The sequence below is a fragment of the Corallibacter sp. genome, from assembly GCF_048381695.1.
Classification (GTDB): domain Bacteria; phylum Bacteroidota; class Bacteroidia; order Flavobacteriales; family Flavobacteriaceae; genus Corallibacter; species Corallibacter vietnamensis.
Map to the genome: position 1 here is coordinate 90,172 of NZ_JBLXHI010000009.1, position 22,405 is coordinate 112,576.

A 22,405-nucleotide genomic window follows, 5' to 3' on the forward strand; every position below is an offset into this window, starting at 1 on the left:
TGCAAAGGTAGTAAAAGTACACACAAAAGATTATTAAAACTTACAAGTTTCATGATGAATTTTAAACCAATTTTAATTCTTGTTATCACACTTTGCTTTTTGAGTTGTAAACAAGAGAAAATGCAGGTTACTCGCATTGAAGGAAAACAAATTTCTATTTCTGATAGCTTAAAAGCTAACACTGAAATTGAAACCTTTATAAAGCCCTATAGAGATCATGTAAATCAAGATTTAGATAGCGTGATTTCTTTTTCAAAGGAAACCTACTCAAAAAAAGACGGCGAGTTAAATACTGCTATAGGAAACTTGTTTGCTGATGCCATTTTTGAGCAATGCAATCCTATATTTAATAATATGACCAACAATGATATTGATATTGTTCTTGTAAATCATGGTGGAATTCGCTCTATAATCTCAAAAGGAAACCTAACAAGAAGAACCGCTTTTAAACTTATGCCATTTGAGAATAGTGTTGTTGTTGCTTCACTAAACGGACATGCTGTAAATGAACTGGTTTCTTACTTAAGCAAAGCCAAAAGAGCTCACCCTATTCACGGTTTAAAAATAGCTTTAGATAATGACTACAGCCTTATTGAAGCTACCATAAATAATCAACCTATAGATACTACAAAAACATATTATGTAGCAACTAATGATTACTTATATAACGGAGGTGATCACATGGATTTTTTCAAAGCTAGTGATACTATGTATAATTTAAATTATAAAATTAGAAATGTATTATTAGATTACTTTAAAAAAACTGATACCATACAACCTGAAATTGACGACCGATTCTTAAAAGTAAATAACACCAAGTAATGAAACGTAGAGATTTTATACAACAAACCACTGCAGCAACCTCCTTATTAACACTTGGTGGTTTAGGCCTACAAGCATTTAGCAAACCTAATCACAGTAAACAAATTACCATTTTACACACCAACGATGTACACAGTCATATTGATGCCTTTGGTCCTGATGATGGAAAAAACCCTAATAAAGGTGGTGTTGCAAGGCGAGCTACACTTATAGATAATATTAGAAAAGAAAATCCTAATACACTTTTACTTGATGCTGGCGATATTTTTCAAGGCACACCTTATTTTAATTATTATGGTGGTGAACTCGAGTTTAAATTAATGAGCAAATTAAAATATGACGCTGCAACTATAGGTAATCATGATTTTGACAATGGTATTGATGGACTTTATGCTCAATTACCTTATGCAAAATTCGATTTCTTATCTGCTAACTACGACTTTTCTAACACCATAATGGATACACATGTTAAGCCCTATAAAGTTTTCAATAAAGCTGGGTTAAAAATTGGCGTATTTGGTTTAGGTATTGAGCTTAATGGTCTTGTATTAAAAAGTGCTTATAAAGAAACTAGATATTTAGACCCTATTGAAATAGCTCAAGATATGAGTAGAACTTTAAAAGAAAATGAGCAATGTGATTTAATTATCTGTTTATCGCATCTTGGCTATTACTACGGCGATGATTCTAAAAAAGTATCTGATCTAGTAATCGCTAAAAACACTAAAGATATTGACTTAATAATAGGTGGTCACACACATACGTTTTTACCAAAACCTACCATTGTAAAAAATGTAAATGGCAACAACATGCTTGTAAACCAAGTAGGATGTTATGGTATTAATTTAGGAAGAATAGACTTCTATTTTGATAATGATAAAAATAAAACAGCTACAGGTAAATCTATAATTGTTTAGACCTTAAGCAGCAATAGGGTCATTGTTTTTTGTACGCTCAATAGACAGTCTAGATTTTACAGATTGATTGTTGAGCATTTTGCTTTCATTTACAACACAGCCTATTAAAAAGAATAGACCAACAGCGTGTAACACTCTATCAATTAATACAAAACTCCAGTCATATATATAATAGTTACTGATGTAAAATAGAACATCTGAAAAGACAAAACATAATGATGTCACTAAAAACATTATAGATTGCTTTGTTTCAAAATTTAAATACACAACAAACGCTACAAACGCTAGTACAACAAGCGCTATACTTCTAGCACCAAAAGCAATAACCTCAACCTCATCAGCTATTTGAGTTTGCAAAACCGTAAATAAAACATACATAAAATAGGCGTTTATTGCAAAAACCACCATTAAGTAAGCTGCTATAATTTTATCAAAATTTATTTTGTGGATTCGAGTAATAGCAACATAAACTAAACATATATAGCTTAAAAAATAAGCAATACTAGAACTCTCAATTAGTAATTCGTTGTCAAAAAACACCGATGATAAATCTCCTAAAAAAGAAAATATTAAAAACCCTACAATAGCGGCTTCAATACGCTTATGCCTTGCTAGAAAATACATTAAAAAAATTGGAATAAGTAAGGGTTTTGTTAGCTTTTCTAACAATTCAAAGTGACCTAATGTAGCCATAACATTAACCACAATAAGTACTAATAAGACACACAATAATATCTTATTATAACTAATTTTTAGCCATTCTTTCACAGTAGATTATTTATAAGTAGGTGTTGCAAATATAAACATTTTCATCGAACATTAATGCATTTCGCCGAATAAAATGTTAAAATTCTAGATTTACAAAGTCTTTATAAATCAAAAATGTTAGCACAGTATTTGTTTTTCGTCAAATAAAGAAAAACATGAAGCGTTACACTTCTATTGCTTTAAGAACAATAGTAGCCATAATATTATTACAAACTTTAAGATTTAAATTTACAGCACATCCTGATAGTGTATATATTTTCTCAAAAGCTGGACTTGAGCCCTACGGAAGAATACTAATAGGTATATTAGAATTAATTTCAAGTATCCTGTTATTAAGAAACAAGACAGCATGGATAGGCGCTATATTAACTTCAGGCATAATTGTTGGCGCCATATTTTTACACTTAACAAAAATAGGAATTCAGGTAAATAACGATAATGAAGTGCTTTTTATAACCGCTATAATCACCTTTATATTATCTATAATCATAATTTACATACACAGAAAAGACATTCCTAGCTTAAGTAAATTTTTATAGGCTTGTTTTCTATCTTAGATTGATAATAGAAGAACAAAAAGGCAATAACAAACAAAAAAGTAGACGCAACTTGCAACAACGAACGCTCTGAAATATAATAATAAGCTATCTGTATTACTTCAGAAAAAACAATAAATAACGAGCCAATAAACAACAACAATGCTTTTTTACTCTCATTATGCAAATAATTGATTAGCGAAGCTGAAAGCAGTAGTAAAATAACAACATTGTATAACGCTTCTATGTAAAACAAATACGAACCAGATAGATACGGATTTGCGATAACCATCAACACATAAATTATATAGGCATTAAGCACCGTTAAAACAATTAAATGCACTGCATAATTTTTCAGTACATCCTTTACATTTACGCTTTTTAGTATCTCTAACAACAAAAACACATAGCCTGCCACATACAATAAGTTACCAAAGGTGTAGTATAAATCATATGATAAATCAGACTTTAAATAAAATTCAGCAAAGCTTGAAATGTCTGAAAAAGAAAACAAAAGCAAGAACCAGACAAAATACTTTGATCTTTTAGAATCCGTAATAAAGTAAAGAATAGTTATTGTGGGCACGATACAAGACTTAACCACTCGAGATAAAACCTCGCGCTGATTAAGCTCTAGCACAACAGATGCAGCACACAACAATAGTATAACTACTATTAAAATATTTGACCTGTTCATTATTGATAATTTATTTACACTGAAGCAAATATAGACAATAAATGCAATTTATCGATAAAAAATACTTTTTATCTAACAAAAATCATTTTACTTGTATTTTTTGTAAGAATTCGCTTTCTGACAATAATTCTATATTTAGCTTTTCTGCTTTTTCTTTTTTACTTGGTCCCATATTAGCTCCCGCTACTATATAGCTGGTTTTTGATGAAATTGAAGAAGATACTTTACCGCCATTATCTTCTATAAGTTTCTTTAACTCATTTCTAGAAACGTTTTCAAAAACACCAGAAACAACAAATGTTAAACCTTCTAATTTGTTCGTTTGATTTGCTAGCTTTTCTGCTGAAATTTCTAATTGCACACCAAAACGTTCTAATCGCTGAATAATCAACATATTTTCTTCTGAAGCAAAAAACATCAAAACACTTTCAGCAATTTTCACTCCTATCTCATCAACATTTACCAAATCATCATGAGAAGCATTTGCAATATTTTGAATAGATTTATAATGTTTAGCTAATTTTTTGGCTACGGTTTCACCAACATATCTAATACCTAAAGCATATAAAACGCGTTCAAAAGGAATTTGCTTTGAGGCTTCTATTCCTTTAATTAAATTTTCAGCACTCTTTTGAGCCATACGTTCTAATGGCAAAACATCATTTATTGTAAGCTCATATAAATCTGAATAATTACTTATAAGACCTGCATTTACCAATAAAGTCACTGTTTCCCCTCCTAAACCATCAATGTCCATTGCTTTTCTAGAGATATAGTGCTGTATTCTTCCTATAATTTGTGGCTTACAACCGTTATAATTAGGACAGTAATGTTGAGCCTCGCCTTCGGTTCTAACTAATTCTGTTTCACATTCAGGACAACGAGTAATATAATTGGTTGATTGAGAATCTTGAGGACGTTTTGTTAAATCTACAGCTATAATTTTTGGTATAATTTCTCCGCCCTTTTCAACAAAAACTTCATCTCCAACACGAACATCTAATTTTTCTATTTGATCAGCATTATGCAAAGAAGCTCTTTTTACTGTAGTTCCTGCTAACTCAACAGGCTCTAAATTGGCTACAGGTGTAATAGCTCCTGTTCTACCTACTTGATAGGTTATTTCGTTAAGTTTAGTTGACACTTGTTCAGCCTTAAACTTATAAGCCATAGCCCATCTTGGCGCTTTTGCTGTATATCCTAATTCTTCTTGCTGGTATAAACTATTTACTTTAATCACAACACCGTCAGTTTCATAAGGTAAGTTATGACGATGCGTATCCCAATAATTAATAAACTCTAAAACCTCATCAATTGAGTTAGCTAATTTTGCTGCATCTGGAACCTTAAATCCCCAGGCACGGGCTTTTTGTAAACTCTCAAACTGTGTGGTTATATTTAAGTTTGTTCCTGTAATATTGTACAACAAACATTCTAGTGGTCGTTTTGCTACTTCAGCACTATCTTGTAATTTTAAACTACCAGATGCTGTGTTTCTTGGATTTCTGTATGGCTCTTCTCCTATTTCAATTCGAGCTTCATTCATTTTATGAAACCCATCAAAAGGCAAAACAATTTCTCCACGGATATCAAATTTTGACGGATAATCACCCTTTAATTGCAGTGGTACAGATTTTATCGTTTTTATATTGGTTGTCACATTATCACCCTGAAAACCATCTCCACGTGTAACAGCTCTTAATAGTTTACCATTTTCATATGTTAAACTTATAGAAGCACCATCATACTTAAGCTCGCAAGTATACTGCACAGGGCCATCTACTTGTTTTTTAATTCGGGATTCCCAATCCAACAAGTCTTCTTTAGAGTACGAATTATCCAACGAGTACATACGGTGTTCATGAACAATTGTCTCAAAGTTTTTTGTCACTTCTCCTCCAACGCGCAGAGTCGGTGAACTAGCATCGTAAAATTCTGGATGTTTTTCCTCTAATACTTGTAACTGTTTTAGTTTTACATCAAAATCAAAGTCACTTATAGTAGGGTTATCAAGAACATAATAGTTATAATTATGTTGACGAAGTTCTTCGCGAAGCTGGTTTATTTGGTCTTGTACTGTCATTTTAAGGCGTTCCTTATTAAACCTTTTAAGGTTGATAAGTCTGTAAAATTATGCATTTTATATCGAACTCCTTAATAGAGTTATTAACAATTAATCAAAATACACTGCTAAAAAAACTATTTTAATTTTCTGTTTATTTTTTTCCAGAAATCATTCTGTTTTTATTGAAAATATCTTGCTTCAAGACAACCTCATTAAAATTATTAGAGATAAACAAATGTTTCATTTCTTCGCCTAAATATTCGTTTATTTCAAAAAATAATGCTCCTGTTTTGTTTAGTTTTTTTTGAGCAAAACAAACTATTGCTTCATAAAATTCTAAAGGTTTATCATCTTCTACAAACAAGGCCAAATGCGGCTCATGGTCTAACACATTGGCTTTTACCTCTTGCTTTTCAAGGTTTCTAACGTAAGGCGGATTTGAAACAATAATATCAAAAGTATCTAAATTATTAGCGTTTAATGATGATACATTTAAAATATCATCTTGAATAAACGTGACATTTACTTCATGACGTTTAGCATTTTCTTTAGCCACATGTAAGGCTTCAGAAGACACATCTAAAGCATACACGCTTGCATTTGGTAAATTTTTAGCAATTGAAATAGCAATACATCCAGTACCTGTACCAATGTCTAATATTTTAAGAGGCTTTTCTTTACCAAGAGATAAGCTATGAGATATTACCCATGAAACTAACTCTTCTGTTTCAGGGCGCGGAATTAAGGTGTGTTTATTCACATTAAATGTTAAACCATAAAATTCTGTTTCTCCTAGAATATATTGAATTGGTTCATTTTGTTTTAACCTAGCTAAAGCTTCAAACAAACACTGCTCTTCGGTTTTACTTAACGCTAATTGCGGCTCTAAAACCAATGTAACTCTATTAAACTGAAAATAATACTCTATCAACCAATAGAAAAAACTATCCACCTCGTTTTCTCCGTAAATAGCATCTAACTCTTTGTGATATATATTTTGAATATCTTTTAAAATCATAAACGTTTTATCATCCAGACATTACAAGAAAAATGCCCAGTATTACCTAATGGTTCTTTTAGTGATTTAAAACCAACCTTTGTATAAAGTTTTGTAGCTGCTTTCATGTAGGGTAAAGTTTCTAAATAACATTGTTCAAACCCTAATTCTCTAGCTTTATCAAGACAAGTATTAATCATTTTTTCACCAAGCCCTAGTCCTCTAGCCTCTGGCAAAAAATACATTTTTTGAAGCTCACAAACATTTTCATCACAGTTGTCTAATTGAGCAATACCAGCACCTCCTATTACTTTTTCATTTGAAGAAACCACAAAATAAGCCGCTTTTGGCTTACTGTAGGTTTCTGCCATGCAGTCAAGGGTTTTATCTTCATAAGCCGTTCCTACTTTGGGCGCTCCCAACTCAACCAACACATCACGAATCACTTGAGCAATTTCCTTATTATCTGCTGGAGTAATATCTCTAATCACAATATTATCACGGCTCATTTTATTATCTTATTTTTGCGCCTGTGAAGATACATGAAAAATACATAAAACGCTGTATAGAAATTGCCAAAAACGGCTTGGGTTCTACAAGACCAAATCCTATGGTAGGCTGTGTTATTGTACACAACAACGCAATAATTGGAGAAGGCTTTACGAGTCCGTATGGCGGAGCTCACGCTGAAGTAAACGCTATAAATGCTGTTAAAAACCAAGCGTTATTACAAGAGGCTACACTTTATGTGACTTTAGAACCTTGTAGTCACTATGGAAAAACGCCTCCTTGCAGCGATTTAATTGTAGAAAAAAAAATTCCCAATGTTGTTATTGGCACTATTGATACCCATAGCAAAGTTGCCGGAAAAGGTATAGAGCGACTTAAAAAAGCTGGTTGCAACGTTACTGTTGGCGTATTAGAAAATGCTTGCAAAACACATCATAAACGCTTTTTTACTTTTCATAATAAAAAGCGTCCTTATGTAATTTTAAAATGGGCTGAAACTGCAAACGGCTTTATTGCTCCAAAAACCAAAAACGAAAAGAAACCCGTTTGGATTACTAATTCTTATTCTAGGCAATTGGTACATAAGTGGCGTACTGAAGAGCAAGCTATTTTAGTTGGCACAAATACTGTTATTGAAGACAATCCTAGCCTGACAGTAAGAGATTGGACTGGAGAAAATCCTGTAAGGATTGTTTTAGACAAAAATGAAATTCTTTCTCAAGACTTGAATGTTTTTAATAACGAAGCTAAAACCATTCTTGTTAAAGAAACATCTGCTAAATCTATTTGCGACTTATTATTTAAAGCAGACATAAACTCTGTAATAATAGAAGGTGGCAGCAAAACTTTACAACGCTTTATTAACGAAAATCTTTGGGACGAAGCTCGTGTTTTTATTGGTGACACAACATTTGATGATGGTATAAAAGCACCTGATTTAATTGGAGAATTAACTTCGAAACAATACATAAAACAAGATATCTTAAAAGTATACGCGAACAATAATTCAAACTAAAAAAATAATTGTAAAGCATATATCACTACAACTTACATAGTATGATAAAAACATTAATTTTTGATTTTGGTGACGTATTTATAAACCTTGACAAACAAGGCGCCCTGACGAATGCTCTAAACCTATTTGAAATTGAAACATTTCCTGAAGAACTCACAGCTATAAACAGCTTATACGAACAGGGACTAATCTCTACAAATGAGTTTCTAGAATTCTATCAAGATAATTTTCCTGCTTTAGATAAAAACTCAATATTAGATGCTTGGAATTGCATTTTAAAAGATTTTCCTAGTCATAGATTAGAATTCATACAACAACTTAAAAATGATAAGCAATACAACCTTATACTTTTAAGCAATACGAATGAACTTCATATAGAATGGATAAAAAATGATGTTCGTTTCTATGAAGATTTTAAAAACTGTTTTAACAAATTCTACTTATCTCACGAAATAAACTTAAGAAAACCTGACACAGCTATTTATGATTTTGTATTGAAGGAGAACAACCTAGCTCCTGAAACATGTTTATTTATTGATGACTTAAAAGAAAATACAGACAGTGCTGCCCTTTTAGGTATTAACACTTGGAACATAAATCCAGAAACAGATGATGTAACACAGTTATTTATTACTAACAAACATTTATTTTAAGCATGTATTTACTTTGTAGTATAGTCTGCTCCACCCTTATTTTTGTAATATTTAAGCTACTTCAAGCTTATAATATAAAAACACTTCAGGTTATCGTAGTAAACTATTTTTTTGCGTGCATTACAGGCTTAATAACCTACGGAGGAAATATCACAGTAAATAACACCATAAAATCGCCTTGGTTTTATGGCGCAGTTTTTTTAGGGTTTTTATTTATCTCTATCTTTTTTGTAATGGCTAAAACATCACAGCAAAATGGTGTTTCTGTTGCTTCTGTTGCATCTAAAATGAGTGTTATAATCCCTATTATATTTGGCATTTATGTATATCATGAAAGTACTGGTTTACAAAAAATAATTGGAATTTTACTAGCGCTTACAGCAGTATACTTAACATCTATAAAGTCAGCATCAAAGATAGATTTCAAAAAAAATCTTTTATTTCCTATCATTTTATTCTTTGGCTCTGGTATTATTGATACTTCAATAAAGTATTTAGAGACAACTTATGTTCCCGAGAATGGTATTCCATTGTTTTCTGCAACCATTTTTTGTATTGCAGCTATAATAGGTGTATGTACTTTAGTGATAAAAAAAGAACTACTAATCACACCACGAGCTTTTGTAAGTGGTATTATTTTAGGCATTGTGAACTTTGGTTCAATTTTCTTTTTATTAAAAGCTTTAGATCATGAACTTTTTGAAAGCTCTACGTTATTCACCATAAATCACGTAGGTGTCGTCATGTTATCTACTTTTACAGGCTTGTTATTTTTTAAAGAAAATCTATCAAAAACTAATTGGATAGGTATTGTAATTGCCGTAATATCTATAATACTTGTAACTCTAACGTAATGAAAGATACATACAGAACTATTACTAAACCTAGCGAAGAAGTACTTTTTAAAGATAAAAACAGTAAATTTTTTGGGTATGCTTTCCCTGTAACTTCTGAAGACGAAGTAAAAGAACATCTTGAAACCATAAAAAAACAACATCATACAGCAAGACATTGGTGTTATGCTTATCAAATTGGTACAAGTGAAAACAATATTCTGTTTAGAGCTAATGATGACGGCGAGCCAAATAATAGTGCTGGAATGCCTATTTATGGTCAAATTCAATCCTTTGAAATAACAAACACACTCATTATTGTAGTTCGTTATTTTGGTGGCGTTAAACTTGGTGTTGGCGGACTTATAAATGCTTATAAAACTACAGCTCAATTAGCTTTAGAAAACTCTAAAATAGTTACAAAAACTATAAATACTCAATACCTAATAACATTTGATTACAAAAACATGAACAAAGTTATGCGTGTTGTAAAAGAAAAAAACCTAAATATTATAAATCAAAAGCTAGAGCTAGATTGTCAACTTACAATAAGTGTTAGACAAAAAGAAGCAAAAAGCATATTTGATATTATAGAAAGCATTTATGAAGTAAGTATCAAAGAACTTTAACTACAGTTTCTCCAAAATATACTCCGGGCATTTTATAGGACGTTTTGTTTTCATATCTATAAATGCCAATACCGTGTTTGCAGTAGCTAGAACATCACCTGTTTCGCTACGTATTTCATAGTCAAATTCAATCTTTACCGAAGGTGTTTTTTTCAACTGTGTTCTTACCCTAATAACGTCGTCATAAAGAATAGATTTTTTAAAATTAACGCTCATAGAGATAACAGGTAGCATAACACCGTTATCTTCCATAGATTTGTAAGAAACCCCTTTTTTCCTCAACCATTCTGTCCTACCTATTTCTAGGTATAATGCGTAATTACCGTGGTGTACAACGCCCATTTGATCCGTTTCACCGTATCTAATTCTTATTGGAATTTCATCAAAAATCATCATCTTATTTAAATATTTTTTTGTAGCTTAGGCTAGCTTTTAAACATGAGAAAAAAATTCTTAAAATTCAATAGGTATTGATTTTTTTTTTTAGAATTTTGTTCACATATTTGTCCAGCTATAAAATCAACAGAGAATATCACGTCTCTTCAATAACTAACTAGTAAAACCTTTTAACAAAGAATGAGTGTAACTGCGAAATCGGTATGGAAAAATTGTCTCGAATTTATAAAGGATAACATCCAACCGCAAGCATACAAAACATGGTTTGAGCCTATTGTAGCAGTAAAACTTACAGACAATGCATTAAGCATTCAAGTACCTAGTAAATTTTTTTACGAGTGGCTTGAAGAACACTATGTTAAGATTCTAAAAGTTGCACTTACTAAAGAACTTGGAGACACAGCCAAACTTGTTTACATTATAAAAATGGAAAACACGTATGGTAACAAACAACCTTTTACAGAACGCATACCCAGTTCTAATAGAAGCGCTGTAAAAGCTCAAGATGTTGATATTCCTTTAAACAATAAAAGTCCTGAATTAAAAAACCCATTCGTTATTCCTGGAATACGAAATGTCAAAATAGAGTCGCAACTTAACCCTAGTTATAACTTTGAGAATTTTCTAGAAGGAGACTCTAATCGTTTAGCTCGTAGTGCTGGTTTAGCTGTTGCCTCAAAACCAGGAGGCACATCTTTTAATCCGCTATTAATTTTTGGTGGTGTTGGTTTAGGAAAAACCCATTTAGCACATGCTATTGGTATTGATATTAAAGATAAATATCCTGAAAAAACAGTTTTATATATTTCAGCTGAAAAATTCACACAACAATATATAGAGTCTGTCAAGAAAAATAATAGAAATGATTTTATACATTTTTATCAAATTATTGATGTATTAATCATTGATGATGTTCAGTTTCTATCAGGAAAAACTGGTACTCAAGATGTATTTTTCCACATCTTCAACCATTTACATCAAAACGGTAAACAAGTGATATTAACAAGTGATAAAGCTCCTGTTGATATGCAAGATATAGAACAACGTTTACTATCAAGGTTTAAATGGGGACTTTCTGCAGAACTACAAAGTCCTGCCTTTGAAACACGTGTATCTATATTAAAAAACAAACTATATAGAGATGGTGTTGATATGCCAGACGAAATTGTAGATTACGTAGCCAAGCATATTAAAACAAATATTAGAGAATTAGAAGGTGCTATTATTTCCTTAATCGCGCAATCTTCTTTCAATAAAAAAGAAATCACAATTGATCTTGCAAAACAAGTTGTTGAGAAATTTGTTAAAAACACTAAACGTGAAGTTTCTATAGATTACATTCAAAAAGTGGTATCTGACTATTTCCAAATGGATATTGATACTTTACAATCTAAAACAAGAAAACGCCACATTGTTCAAGCAAGACAGCTTGCTATGTTTTTTGCTAAAAAATTCACAAAAGCTTCACTTGCTAGTATTGGTTCTCAAATAGGAAAAAGAGATCATGCCACAGTTTTACATGCATGTAAAACTGTAGATAACTTATCTGCAACAGACAAGCAATTTAGAAAGTACGTAGAAGACTTAACAAAAAAGCTTTCTGTATAAAAACCTTTTGCAATGACTAAAATACTCATGGTTTGTTTAGGAAATATTTGTCGTTCTCCTTTGGCCGAAGGTATTTTACGAAGCAAACTTTCTGAAAATGTTCTTGTAGACTCTGCAGGAACTAGCAATTACCATGTAGGTGACGCTCCAGATAAGCGTTCTATTGCGGTTGCTAAAAAATACGGCCTTGATATTTCTAATCTTAAAGGAAGACAATTCTCTACTGAAGACTTTGATACTTTTGATTTAATTTACGTGATGGATGAATCAAATTTTGAAAACGTTATAAAGCAGTCTAGAACCCCTGAAGATATCGCTAAAGTTAAATACATACTTAACGAGATATATCCCAATCAAAACCACAGTGTTCCAGATCCTTACTATGGTGGCGAACAAGGTTTTGAAAATACTTACAAAATGCTTGACGAAGCATGTAATGAAATTGCATCAAAACTTCAGCACTAACATTAAGACTTTAAAATATTTTAAGTTTACTAGCTTTTTTTTGTATTTTACCATAATACTAATCTTTAAAATTGATACTCATGAAAAAGCTATACTCTAGTATTCTATTACTTACCTACTCAATTGTATCAATATCTCAAAGTATTGATATAGAACCTCATGCTTCCGGATTCACAAACCCTGTAAGTATAAAACATGCCGGAGACGACAGACTTTTTGTTGTTGAACGTGCTGGTGTAATAAAAATAGTGAACAATGATGGAAGCACAAACTCAACGCCTTTTATAGATATTAACACATTAGTTTCAAATAGCGGAGGCGAACGAGGTTTGCTAGGTTTAGCTTTTCATCCTAATTACTTATCAAACGGTTTTTTCTATGTTAATTATATAAACAATAACGGCGATACCGTTATTTCTAGGTTTGTAACAAACCCTCCAGATGGTAACACTGCAAATCCTAGTACAGAAGAAATATTACTTACCATAGCTCAACCTTACTCTAATCATAATGGAGGTGATATCGCTTTTGGCAGCGATGGCTATTTATATATTGCTACAGGTGATGGCGGCTCTGGTGGTGACCCTGAAAACAGATCACAAAATTTGAATTCGCTATTAGGCAAACTATTAAGAATAGATGTAAACACAGCTAGCGGCGGAAACAACTACGGAATCCCTAACGATAACCCGTTTGTTGGTACAGCAAATACTAGAGATGAAATTTGGGCTTATGGACTTCGAAATCCATGGCGTTTTTCTTTTGATAGGCAAACCAATGACATTTGGATTGCTGATGTTGGTCAAAATGATATTGAAGAAATAAATATGGTTCCAATTACAACAGCTGGTGTAAATTACGGCTGGAGATGCTATGAAGGAAATTCGGCTTATAACACAACAGGATGTCCTGACGTTAATACAATAACATTTCCGGTAAGTCAATATAGTCATTCAGGAAGTGGCGCTTTTAAATGTTCTATTACAGGCGGATACAGATATCGAGGAACAGCGCAATCAACATTAAGTGGTTTATACTTTTTTGCAGATTATTGCAGTAATGAAATAGGTATTTTAGAATACAATGGCACGACTTGGGATATGTCTTTTACACAACAATACTCGGGCAATAACTGGACTGCTTTTGGAGAAGATGTTGATGGTGAGATTTATGTAGCTGGTTTAAGCTCTGGAAACATTTTTAAAATTGTTGACACCAATTTAAGTACTGATGAATTTAATCTATCATCCGTAAAAATGTACCCTAACCCAACAAATGATATGGTTTATTTTGACAGCTCAAGCGCAACTAATATTATCTCAAAAATAACAATATACAATATTCAAGGTACTGCCATAAAAACGGTAAATAACACTAACAATAGTTCAATTAAAGTATCTACAAAAGATTTAGCTAGCGGATTATACCTCACTGAAATAACTGCTACAAATGGAAAAACATCATTAAAAAAACTTATAATATACTAATGAGCAACCCTAATTCTGGAAACCTATATTTAATACCTACAACGCTAGGCGATAACGAACCTTTAGAAGTTCTTCCTATTTCTGTAAAAAAAACAATAGAAAATATTTCTCATTTTATAGTTGAAAATGAAAAAAGCGCTAGACGATTTATAAAAAAAATCTGCCCTAATAAAAAGCAATCTTCATTAAAGCTGTTTGTTCTAAATAAATTTACAGATGCTTCTGAAATACCTAGTTTTTTAAATCCGTGTAAAGAAGGATTACCAGTTGGATTGCTATCTGAAGCTGGTTGCCCTGCTGTTGCCGATCCTGGTTCTGATATAGTTAGAATTGCTCATCAAAACAATATTAAGGTCGTACCTATGGTTGGTCCTTCATCAATTTTAATGGCTGTTATGGGTTCTGGAATGAATGGACAAAGCTTTGCTTTTAACGGCTATTTACCTATAGATAAAGGCGAGAGAAAAAAAGAATTAAAACGATTAGAGCAATTGTCTTTTAAACAAAATCAATCGCAACTTTTTATTGAAACACCTTATAGAAATAACGCAATGCTTGAAGACATATGCCATACACTAAATGAAAATACTTTGGTTTGTATTGCTTGTGACATAACACTATCAACAGAATACATAAAAACTAAAACAGTAAAAGCGTGGAAAAAAAATAATGCAGACCTACATAAAAGACCTGCATTATTTGTAATACATAAAGAGTAACAACTGGTTATTAAGCTGTCACCTTTACTTTTGCTTTTTTATTTGGTTTTATTGATGACGTATCGTATCCAGAGAATTTCTTGATATAATATTGAATTGATGTACCAAATGCATCAGAAAAACCTTGAGCTCCATGACTTCTTAAGTATTTTTTTACATTGCCAGCTCCTGCTAAATGAGCTGCTGCTAAAATACCTGATTCTGTTATTTCAACTCCGTTAATAGTACGTCCTGAAAAACGTTTTATGTCTCTTCTTAAAATCCATTTATTACGTTCAGCATTTGCTATAAATGCTTTTTCTTGTAATTCAGGATTGTTAAGAAACATAACGGTATTGTAAACACCAATAAGTTTTAGAGTTTCTCTTCCAAATTGATACTTACCTAAATAACCAAAAGTATTTACTGTAAAGTAATCGCCACGAGATTCTTTAAAGCCTAAAGCTTCTTTAAAACCAATAAGTGATTTACCTAATTTAGGAGAAAAAGAATAATCGTTTGGCTTGTGAATAGGATGAATAGCATCTGCAACAAGTACATCATTATCAACAACAGTATTATCAACCATTGCTATTCTTTTTGATGTATTTAATTTGGTTTTTACTTCTTTATTTAAGTAAAAAGAGCCAAACAATAAGAAACATATTGTAAGTGATAGGGCTGTGTAACTTCCAATATTTTTTATCATATTTTTGAATTTCTTCAACACATTGCTCCACAATAAAAAATCACGGTGCGTTGAAATTTTCAGCGTGCAAATATACGTATTTTTTTTAATATCTGAAAACCAAAGTGTTAAGGTTTTCTAAAAGTAGACAGCGTGTAGCTTTACACCGTTTTTCTCATTTATTTCTAAAGCAGGGAAAGGTATTTTAATGGTATTAAAAACGCTAAACAAAGTTTTCAAAACATGAGAATTCGTTTTTATTCTTGTCAAATCAACATCAAGACTTAAGTAATATTGGCGTTCTCTATCATAATTTGACAAATGAGTATTAGTTCCTGTAAGCATTCCATCAGCGCCATAACCCAAAGCTATATTTAGCCATTTAGGAATCTTTGAATCTTTAAAAAACGAAGACATATTAAAACTTAACCAATAAGTTTGTCCGTTATAATCTTTTAAAAACTCTTCAGTAAGCCCACTACCTAACTTATCTGGTCGTTGCGCTGCATACTGTGTTCTGTGAAATGAATATTTAAGTACAACACGTTGCTCTTTCCATAGTAATTCTTGGCCTACATACAATCCGGTTCCGACTGCATTTGCAGCCATGTCTCCCCATGAAAATCCCCATTCTTGAGAAAAGCCATCAAAAACTTCAACTACAGTAAGAAAACCAAAGCCTAAAGTAGCTCCATAAATTAACTGATTTTTTTTACTAACACCGCTCCAGTTTAAAACGTCTGCTCCTACTCGACCTAATTGATAAGAAGAGAACACATGACCCAGCTTATCCATTTGAAGCCACTCTTCATTATCATTTAGCGTATGAAATTTTGATTTAGGATAATCTGCATACCAAAGCTGATTTAAACCTACCAATGTTAATGTTGCTAAAGAAGCTTCAGTAATAAGTATTGTATTTCTTCTTGATATATTTAAAGTATCACTTGGTTTTAAAAATGAATTAATATCACTATGCTGCGACCAAGCAGTCATCGTTATAAAAAAAGCAAGTAGAGTATGTTTTAAGCAAGTTTTCAAAAACTATTTATTTATACCTTGAGAAGATAAATAACGTTGATACTCTCTAGCATTAACATTATGCTGGCTTAATGTTTTTGCAAATTTATGATAACCTAAACGCTGTGCATCTGCTGCAAAATATAAATACTTATGTTTTTCATAATTAAGCACGGCGTCTACTGCAGATATGTCTGGCATTGCAATTAATCCTGGCGGCAAACCTGCATATTTATAGGTATTGTATGGCGACTCTATTTCTTTATGAATATTTAATACTCGCTTTATAACAGTGCCTTGATATTGTGGTAGTTTATAAGCTGCAAACTTTAACGTTGGATCTGCTTGAAGCGGCATTCCTATGTTTAATCTATTCATATAAACACCTGCTATTCTTGGTTGTTCATTTGCTTGTTTAGATTCTTCATACACAATAGATGCTAGTGTCATTACTTCATCTTGAGACAAGCCTATGGCTTTAGCTTTAGTTTTTCTTGCTTCGCTCCAAAATCTATTATATTCTTTAAGCATTCTATCTCTAAAAGCTTCAGCAGATGTGTTCCAGAAAAACTCATAACTGTTAGGTATATACATACCTAAAGCTGTTGCTTCTGTAAAACCTTGAGCTTCTAAAAACGTTTTATCTTTCATTGCTGATATAATGGCTAAACTATCAGGCTCTAACTGGTTACTAATTCTGTTAGCTAATTTTTCTAGACTTTCTTGATTATTAAACGCTATATTAATTGGTATGTTTTTACTTCGTATAGAATTAATAATATCGTTATTATTCATTCCCTTTTTAATAACGTATCGTCCAGCTCTCACATTGGTAGTGTATTTTTTTCTTTCTGCAAGTGCATCAAACTTATCAATATCTAAAAGCAGTGGTTCTAATTGATCTCTAACATCTTGATAATTGGCATTACTTGCTATATATACATAGGCTTCATCATTATTAAAAGCTGTGTTAGGTTTTAACATAACACTATAAATGTAGTAGGCAAACAAACCTGCTACTACTAAACCAATTAGGGCAACTGCCCAAAGTATTTTTTTTATATACATTTATTTTAATATACGTTGAAGTAAATATTCGTTTTTATATGAACCTTTTACAAGATTCCAATCCTTTTTTAAACCTATAATCGTAAATTCTTGACTTTTAAATAGCTTTAAACTATTCTCATTTGTTTCTGAAATATTACAATACAATTGATGCAAATTAAGATGTTCTTTGCTATATGATATTAAAAGCTGTAAAGCCTCTTTACCTATACCTCTATTTCTATTATTTACATCCTTTACCAAAATACCAACACCTGCGCGACTGTTTTTAAAATCAAAATCAAAAAGATCTATAAGTCCTATAGTTTGATCATCATAATTACAAATAACCAATCGCAATTGCTTAACTTCATAAATATCTTTATGAGCGTTTTCTAGATATTGCTTTATTAAAAATTTAGAATATGGCGTTTGTGTACTACTTAATTCCCATACACTTTCATCGTTCTCAATTACGTAAATAAATTCTAAATCTTCAGGCTCTAAAGCGCGTAAATAAATATGTTCTCCTTTTAAAGTAATCATGATACAACGCCTTTAAAAACCATATTTGCTGGACCAATTAACCAAATATTTTCATAATTAGAATCTGTAATATCAAAACCTACTTGAAGCTTTCCTCCTTCTACTTCAAGGTTTATAAGGTTCTTTTCTGTTTCACCTATGTAATGCATTGCCAATGCTACAGCTGTAACTCCTGTTCCGCAAGAAAGGGTTTCGTCTTCAACACCACGTTCATAGGTTCTTACTGCAAAAGTGTCTGGAGATATTTTTTTTACAAAATTGATATTACTACCTGCTTTTCCATACAAGTTACTATATCTTATTTTTGAACCTTCGGTTTTCACATCAAGACTTTTTAAGTCCTCAACAAGTGTTACATGATGTGGCGATCCTGTATCAAGAAATAAATGCGATTTATGATTTTTTATAGTAGACACATTTTGCATTTGTAGCTTAACCGTATCGTTTTCAGTAATGGCATGATGCAAACCGTCAATTGCTTCAAACGTAGCTTTATTAGATATGATTTCTAATTGCTTAGCAAAAGCAACAATACATCTACCTCCGTTTCCGCACATAGAACTTTCATGACCGTCAGCATTGTAGTAAACCATTTTAAAATCATATTCTGTATGATTTTCTAACAATATTAATCCGTCAGCACCAATACCAAAACGTCTATCACACAAAAAAGCAATATGTTGCGCGTCAGTTTTATCAAATTGCAATAATCTGTTATCTATCATAACAAAATCATTACCAGTTCCTTGATATTTATAAAAAGTTGTCCCCATAATTGTTTGGCAAATATAGGAATATTACATCGGTTTTCACACTGTTAATCACTCGTTAAAGTTGGCGTTAAAAATCGTTAAAAACCAAAAATCAATTCAATAAAAATTTAATTTTAATCGTTGTAAAAATCTAATTACTAGAGACACAATTCTTTTTAGTGTCTTTAATTATAAATATCAAATAAAATTAATTACATATGAAAAAGTTTCTAACACTCGTATTTGTTTCGGTATTAGGTGGCGTAATTTCATTGTCATCTTACAAATTATTTATTGAGAAAGATGTTATTACTACATCGCAAACGCCTCAAGAGTCAACTCATTATTTTCCAACAAGTTTAAACACAAAAAAAACCAATTACAGTATTGAAAACGCTCCAAGTTTTGCAGATGCTGCTGAAAAAACAATTGATGCTGTAGTACACGTTAAAAACACATCAGTAGTTTCTGGTCCTGTTACTTTTCAGGATTTACTTTATGGCAGGCGCTCTCAGCATGCGCAAGTAGGAACTGGCAGCGGAGTTATTATTTCTCCAGATGGTTATATTATAACGAATAATCATGTTATTGATGGTGCAAAAGAAATATCAATTACACTAAACGATAACAGAACTCTACCTGCTGAATTAGTTGGTACAGACCCTAAAACAGATGTTGCGTTACTTAAAATTGATGCTGATGATGAACTTCCGTTTACAACTTTTGGAGATAGCGACCAAGTAAAAGTTGGCGAATGGGTTTTGGCTGTAGGTAACCCTTTTAACCTAACATCTACAGTAACAGCAGGAATTATTAGTGCAAAATCTAGAGATTTAACAGGGCAACATTCACAATCTTTTTTACAAACAGATGCTGCTGTAAACCCTGGTAATTCAGGTGGTGCTTTAGTAAACAGCAATGGTGATTTAATAGGTATAAACACTGCAATCTCATCACAAACAGGATCTTATATAGGATATTCATTTGCTGTTCCTAGTAACATTGCTAGAAAAGTTGTAGAAGATATTATGGAATTTGGTAATGTTCAAAACGGTATATTAGGTGTAAGCGGCATTAGCTTAAACAGTGAGCAATCTGAAGATTTAGATATTGATGTTACTGAAGGTTTTTACGTAAGCAATGTTGAAGATAAATCAGGTGCAAAAAATGCAGGAATAAAAAGTGGTGATATTATCAAACAAATAGATAATGTAAGAATCTCAAAATTCGCAGATCTAACAGGTTATTTAAGTACAAAAAGACCAAATGATTTAGTAGAAGTAACAGTTTTAAGAGATGGTAACGAAAAAACATTACCTGTAAAACTTTCTAAAAGTGAAATACTTACAGTTACATTTCTAGATATGCAACTAAAGAATATTCCTAGCGCAACAAAAGAAAAATATAATATAAAGCAAGGTGTTTTAGTTACTAAAAATGATAATTATTGGCTTTACCAAAAAATAGGTATAAATAGAGGCACAATTATTACTGATATAAATGATACGCCTATAAACTCTATCGACGATATTAATACTTTAAAGCAAAAATATGGTAATGACTTTAAAGAGAATATTGAAAAAATAAGCATTCTTAACAGTCACGGCCAAAAGCAAAGTTTCATATTTAGATAACCACGCTCTTTGTTTCATATCATAAATCCCTTGTCTAAATCAATAACCAGACAAGGGATTTTTTATTTTTGAAAAAACGTTACGAAAACGTTTGAAATATGTTACTTTTGCAAAAAATATTTAAACAACACACTAAAAACGAATACAATGAGTTTTAAAGAAACTTATGAAAGCGAATTGGCTTTTCAAGCAGATAGACGAAGAGCTACTGTAGAATTTATTAAGATAGTAAGCGATCTTTGGTATGAAAAATCTATAGAACTTGTACTATTTAGAAATCAACTAATTGACAGAAATGTTAGTGAGATTTTAAACCTACACGAATATGCAGGTGAATTTGTACAAAAACCAATTTCTATTTTTGATTCTGTAGAAATCGCACAGGCTATTCAAACTCTAGATTTACCACCTGCAAAACTTGACATTGGTAAATTAACTTACGAATATCATCTAGAAGAAAAAAAATTCAACAATGCTTTAGCCTTTGTTGCTGATAAGCTTAAAAATGCCCACAAAGAAGAAGCTATTCAACCTAAAGATGTAGTGCTTTATGGTTTTGGTAGAATTGGTAGATTGGTAGCTAGAGAATTAATGACTAGAACAGGTAAAGGAAGTCAGTTACGTTTAAGAGCTATTGTTACACGTGGTACAATAGATCAAACTGTTTTAGAAAAAAGAGCATCATTATTGCGTAATGACTCTGTTCATGGTGATTTTTCTGGTACGGTAACTGCTGATGTTGAAAATAGTGCACTTATTATCAATGGTACTACAGTAAACATTATTTCTGCAAATGCTCCTGAAGATATAGATTATACAAAGTATGGAATAAAAGACGCATTGGTTATAGACAATACAGGAGCCTTTAGAGATAAAGAAGCTTTAAGCAGACATTTAAAATCTAAAGGTGTGAAAAAAGTATTACTAACTGCACCAGGAAAAGGAATTCCTAATATTGTACACGGCGTTAACCAAAAAGAAAATGATCCAGATAAAATAGATATTTTCTCTGCTGCCTCTTGTACTACAAATGCTATAACACCAGTATTAAAAGCTATAAATGACACATTTGGTGTAAAGTCTGGTCATTTAGAAACCATTCATGCTTACACCAACGACCAAAATTTAGTAGATAACTTTCATAAAAAATATAGACGTGGACGTGCAGCTGCACTAAACATGGTTATTACTGAAACTGGAGCAGGAAGTGCTGTTGCAAAAGCTTTACCTGCATTAGAAGGAAAACTAACATCAAATGCTATTAGAGTTCCTGTTCCTAATGGTTCATTAGCAATTTTAAGTTTAGAGCTTGATAAAGAAACCTCTTTAGACAGCGTAAATACAATTCTTAAAAAATATGCATTAGAAGGAGATTTAGTTGAGCAAATTAAGTACGAATTAAGTGACGAACTTGTATCTAGTGATATTGTAGGAAGCTCTGCTCCTTCTATTTATGATAGCAAAGCAACAATAGTTAGAAAAGATGGTAAAAACATTATTCTTTATATCTGGTATGATAATGAGTATGGTTACAGTCACCAAGTAATTAGACTTGCCAAATATATTGCCAAAGTAAGACGTTTTACCTATTACTAGTAGTATAAACATCCAAAAATAAATTT

24 protein-coding genes are annotated in these 22,405 nt (G+C 31.7%); 13 read left to right on the forward strand and 11 right to left on the reverse strand.

The genetic code is table 11. The features are described from left to right. Positions 1 to 51: 51 nt before the first annotated feature. Together ACN5J3_RS11865 and ACN5J3_RS11870 are read left to right on the forward strand one after the other, a co-directional pair. The gene (locus ACN5J3_RS11865) at positions 52 to 822 is read left to right on the forward strand and encodes a 5'-nucleotidase C-terminal domain-containing protein (protein WP_418511876.1); all 771 of its coding nucleotides are present in this window, start codon (positions 52 to 54) and stop codon (positions 820 to 822) included. Further along, positions 822 to 1,739, forward strand: coding sequence for a bifunctional metallophosphatase/5'-nucleotidase (locus ACN5J3_RS11870; RefSeq protein WP_418510170.1), 918 nt, complete (start codon positions 822 to 824; stop codon positions 1,737 to 1,739). Before ACN5J3_RS11865 ends, ACN5J3_RS11870 begins: the two co-directional genes overlap by 1 nt. A gap of 3 nt (positions 1,740 to 1,742) precedes the next feature. On the opposite strand, the gene ACN5J3_RS11875 is transcribed toward ACN5J3_RS11870, so the two are convergent. Beyond that, positions 1,743 to 2,507, reverse strand: coding sequence for a hypothetical protein (locus ACN5J3_RS11875; RefSeq protein ID WP_417291445.1), 765 nt, complete (start codon positions 2,505 to 2,507; stop codon positions 1,743 to 1,745). 155 nt (positions 2,508 to 2,662) lie between these two features. Here ACN5J3_RS11875 and ACN5J3_RS11880 point away from each other — a divergent pair, with 155 nt between their 5' ends. Further along, positions 2,663 to 3,046 carry a DoxX family membrane protein gene (locus ACN5J3_RS11880; protein ID WP_418511877.1) on the forward strand — a complete coding sequence of 128 codons (384 nt, stop codon included), beginning with the start codon at positions 2,663 to 2,665 and terminating at the stop codon, positions 3,044 to 3,046. Here ACN5J3_RS11880 and ACN5J3_RS11885 read toward each other — a convergent pair. The 4 genes from ACN5J3_RS11885 to ACN5J3_RS11900 form a co-directional block, all read right to left on the reverse strand. Further along, positions 3,024 to 3,740: a hypothetical protein gene (locus tag ACN5J3_RS11885; protein WP_417291447.1), complete on the reverse strand. Its 717-nt coding sequence runs from the start codon at positions 3,738 to 3,740 to the stop codon at positions 3,024 to 3,026. The genes ACN5J3_RS11880 and ACN5J3_RS11885 overlap by 23 nt on opposite strands. An 82-nt stretch (positions 3,741 to 3,822) precedes the next feature. Continuing rightward, the gene (gene ligA / locus ACN5J3_RS11890; RefSeq protein ID WP_418511878.1) at positions 3,823 to 5,823 is read right to left on the reverse strand and encodes an NAD-dependent DNA ligase LigA; all 2,001 of its coding nucleotides are present in this window, start codon (positions 5,821 to 5,823) and stop codon (positions 3,823 to 3,825) included. Between the two features lie 133 nt (positions 5,824 to 5,956). After that, positions 5,957 to 6,823 carry a peptide chain release factor N(5)-glutamine methyltransferase gene (gene prmC / locus ACN5J3_RS11895; RefSeq protein ID WP_418511879.1) on the reverse strand — a complete coding sequence of 289 codons (867 nt, stop codon included), beginning with the start codon at positions 6,821 to 6,823 and terminating at the stop codon, positions 5,957 to 5,959. After that, positions 6,820 to 7,311, reverse strand: a complete 492-nt coding sequence (locus ACN5J3_RS11900) for a GNAT family N-acetyltransferase (RefSeq protein ID WP_417291450.1) — start codon at positions 7,309 to 7,311, stop codon at positions 6,820 to 6,822. Before ACN5J3_RS11900 ends, prmC begins: the two co-directional genes overlap by 4 nt. Positions 7,312 to 7,334: 23 nt before the next feature. Between ACN5J3_RS11900 and ribD the strand changes: the two genes are divergently transcribed. The 4 genes from ribD to ACN5J3_RS11920 are packed head-to-tail and all read left to right on the forward strand — an operon-like array spanning position 7,335 to position 10,442. Beyond that, a complete protein-coding gene (gene ribD / locus ACN5J3_RS11905) occupies positions 7,335 to 8,327 on the forward strand; it encodes a bifunctional diaminohydroxyphosphoribosylaminopyrimidine deaminase/5-amino-6-(5-phosphoribosylamino)uracil reductase RibD (protein WP_418511880.1) in 993 nt (330 codons plus the stop codon). A 41-nt stretch (positions 8,328 to 8,368) separates the two neighbouring features. Then, complete coding sequence (locus ACN5J3_RS11910; RefSeq protein WP_418511881.1) at positions 8,369 to 8,980, forward strand: HAD family hydrolase; 612 nt, start codon at positions 8,369 to 8,371, stop codon at positions 8,978 to 8,980. A gap of 2 nt (positions 8,981 to 8,982) precedes the next feature. After that, the gene (locus ACN5J3_RS11915; protein WP_418511882.1) at positions 8,983 to 9,834 is read left to right on the forward strand and encodes an EamA family transporter; all 852 of its coding nucleotides are present in this window, start codon (positions 8,983 to 8,985) and stop codon (positions 9,832 to 9,834) included. Continuing rightward, the gene (locus ACN5J3_RS11920; RefSeq protein ID WP_418511883.1) at positions 9,834 to 10,442 is read left to right on the forward strand and encodes an IMPACT family protein; all 609 of its coding nucleotides are present in this window, start codon (positions 9,834 to 9,836) and stop codon (positions 10,440 to 10,442) included. The genes ACN5J3_RS11915 and ACN5J3_RS11920 overlap by 1 nt, the downstream gene beginning before the upstream one ends. Here ACN5J3_RS11920 and ACN5J3_RS11925 read toward each other — a convergent pair whose 3' ends face one another. Then, the gene (locus tag ACN5J3_RS11925) at positions 10,443 to 10,835 is read right to left on the reverse strand and encodes an acyl-CoA thioesterase (protein ID WP_417291474.1); all 393 of its coding nucleotides are present in this window, start codon (positions 10,833 to 10,835) and stop codon (positions 10,443 to 10,445) included. It abuts the gene before it with no gap. A 183-nt stretch (positions 10,836 to 11,018) separates the two neighbouring features. Here ACN5J3_RS11925 and dnaA point away from each other — a divergent pair, with 183 nt between their 5' ends. The 4 genes from dnaA to ACN5J3_RS11945 all read left to right on the forward strand — a co-directional run bounded on the left by dnaA (position 11,019) and on the right by ACN5J3_RS11945 (position 15,117). Next, complete coding sequence (gene dnaA / locus ACN5J3_RS11930) at positions 11,019 to 12,446, forward strand: chromosomal replication initiator protein DnaA (protein WP_418511884.1); 1,428 nt, start codon at positions 11,019 to 11,021, stop codon at positions 12,444 to 12,446. Between the two features lie 12 nt (positions 12,447 to 12,458). Continuing rightward, positions 12,459 to 12,911, forward strand: coding sequence for a low molecular weight protein-tyrosine-phosphatase (locus ACN5J3_RS11935; RefSeq protein ID WP_418511885.1), 453 nt, complete (start codon positions 12,459 to 12,461; stop codon positions 12,909 to 12,911). Between the two features lie 80 nt (positions 12,912 to 12,991). Beyond that, complete coding sequence (locus tag ACN5J3_RS11940) at positions 12,992 to 14,398, forward strand: PQQ-dependent sugar dehydrogenase (protein ID WP_418511886.1); 1,407 nt, start codon at positions 12,992 to 12,994, stop codon at positions 14,396 to 14,398. After that, a complete protein-coding gene (locus ACN5J3_RS11945) occupies positions 14,398 to 15,117 on the forward strand; it encodes an SAM-dependent methyltransferase (RefSeq protein ID WP_344730952.1) in 720 nt (239 codons plus the stop codon). Before ACN5J3_RS11940 ends, ACN5J3_RS11945 begins: the two co-directional genes overlap by 1 nt. 10 nt (positions 15,118 to 15,127) lie before the next feature. Here ACN5J3_RS11945 and ACN5J3_RS11950 read toward each other — a convergent pair whose 3' ends face one another. From ACN5J3_RS11950 to dapF, 5 genes are all read right to left on the reverse strand, one after another. Next, on the reverse strand, positions 15,128 to 15,805 hold the full coding sequence (locus ACN5J3_RS11950) for a peptidoglycan-binding protein LysM (protein WP_417291458.1): 678 nt from the start codon (positions 15,803 to 15,805) through the stop codon (positions 15,128 to 15,130). Positions 15,806 to 15,922: 117 nt separating this feature from the next. Further along, the gene (locus tag ACN5J3_RS11955; protein ID WP_418511887.1) at positions 15,923 to 16,780 is read right to left on the reverse strand and encodes a DUF2279 domain-containing protein; all 858 of its coding nucleotides are present in this window, start codon (positions 16,778 to 16,780) and stop codon (positions 15,923 to 15,925) included. Between the two features lie 48 nt (positions 16,781 to 16,828). After that, on the reverse strand, positions 16,829 to 17,872 hold the full coding sequence (mltG, locus tag ACN5J3_RS11960; protein WP_418511888.1) for an endolytic transglycosylase MltG: 1,044 nt from the start codon (positions 17,870 to 17,872) through the stop codon (positions 16,829 to 16,831). After that, positions 17,873 to 18,397: a GNAT family N-acetyltransferase gene (locus ACN5J3_RS11965; RefSeq protein WP_344730948.1), complete on the reverse strand. Its 525-nt coding sequence runs from the start codon at positions 18,395 to 18,397 to the stop codon at positions 17,873 to 17,875. Continuing rightward, positions 18,394 to 19,170, reverse strand: coding sequence for a diaminopimelate epimerase (dapF, locus tag ACN5J3_RS11970; protein ID WP_418511889.1), 777 nt, complete (start codon positions 19,168 to 19,170; stop codon positions 18,394 to 18,396). The genes ACN5J3_RS11965 and dapF overlap by 4 nt, the downstream gene beginning before the upstream one ends. Positions 19,171 to 19,367: 197 nt before the next feature. Between dapF and ACN5J3_RS11975 the strand changes: the two genes are divergently transcribed. Then, the gene (locus tag ACN5J3_RS11975; RefSeq protein ID WP_417291462.1) at positions 19,368 to 20,783 is read left to right on the forward strand and encodes a trypsin-like peptidase domain-containing protein; all 1,416 of its coding nucleotides are present in this window, start codon (positions 19,368 to 19,370) and stop codon (positions 20,781 to 20,783) included. Positions 20,784 to 20,930: 147 nt separating this feature from the next. Further along, on the forward strand, positions 20,931 to 22,379 hold the full coding sequence (locus ACN5J3_RS11980; protein ID WP_418511890.1) for a glyceraldehyde-3-phosphate dehydrogenase: 1,449 nt from the start codon (positions 20,931 to 20,933) through the stop codon (positions 22,377 to 22,379). Positions 22,380 to 22,405 lie beyond the last annotated feature (26 nt).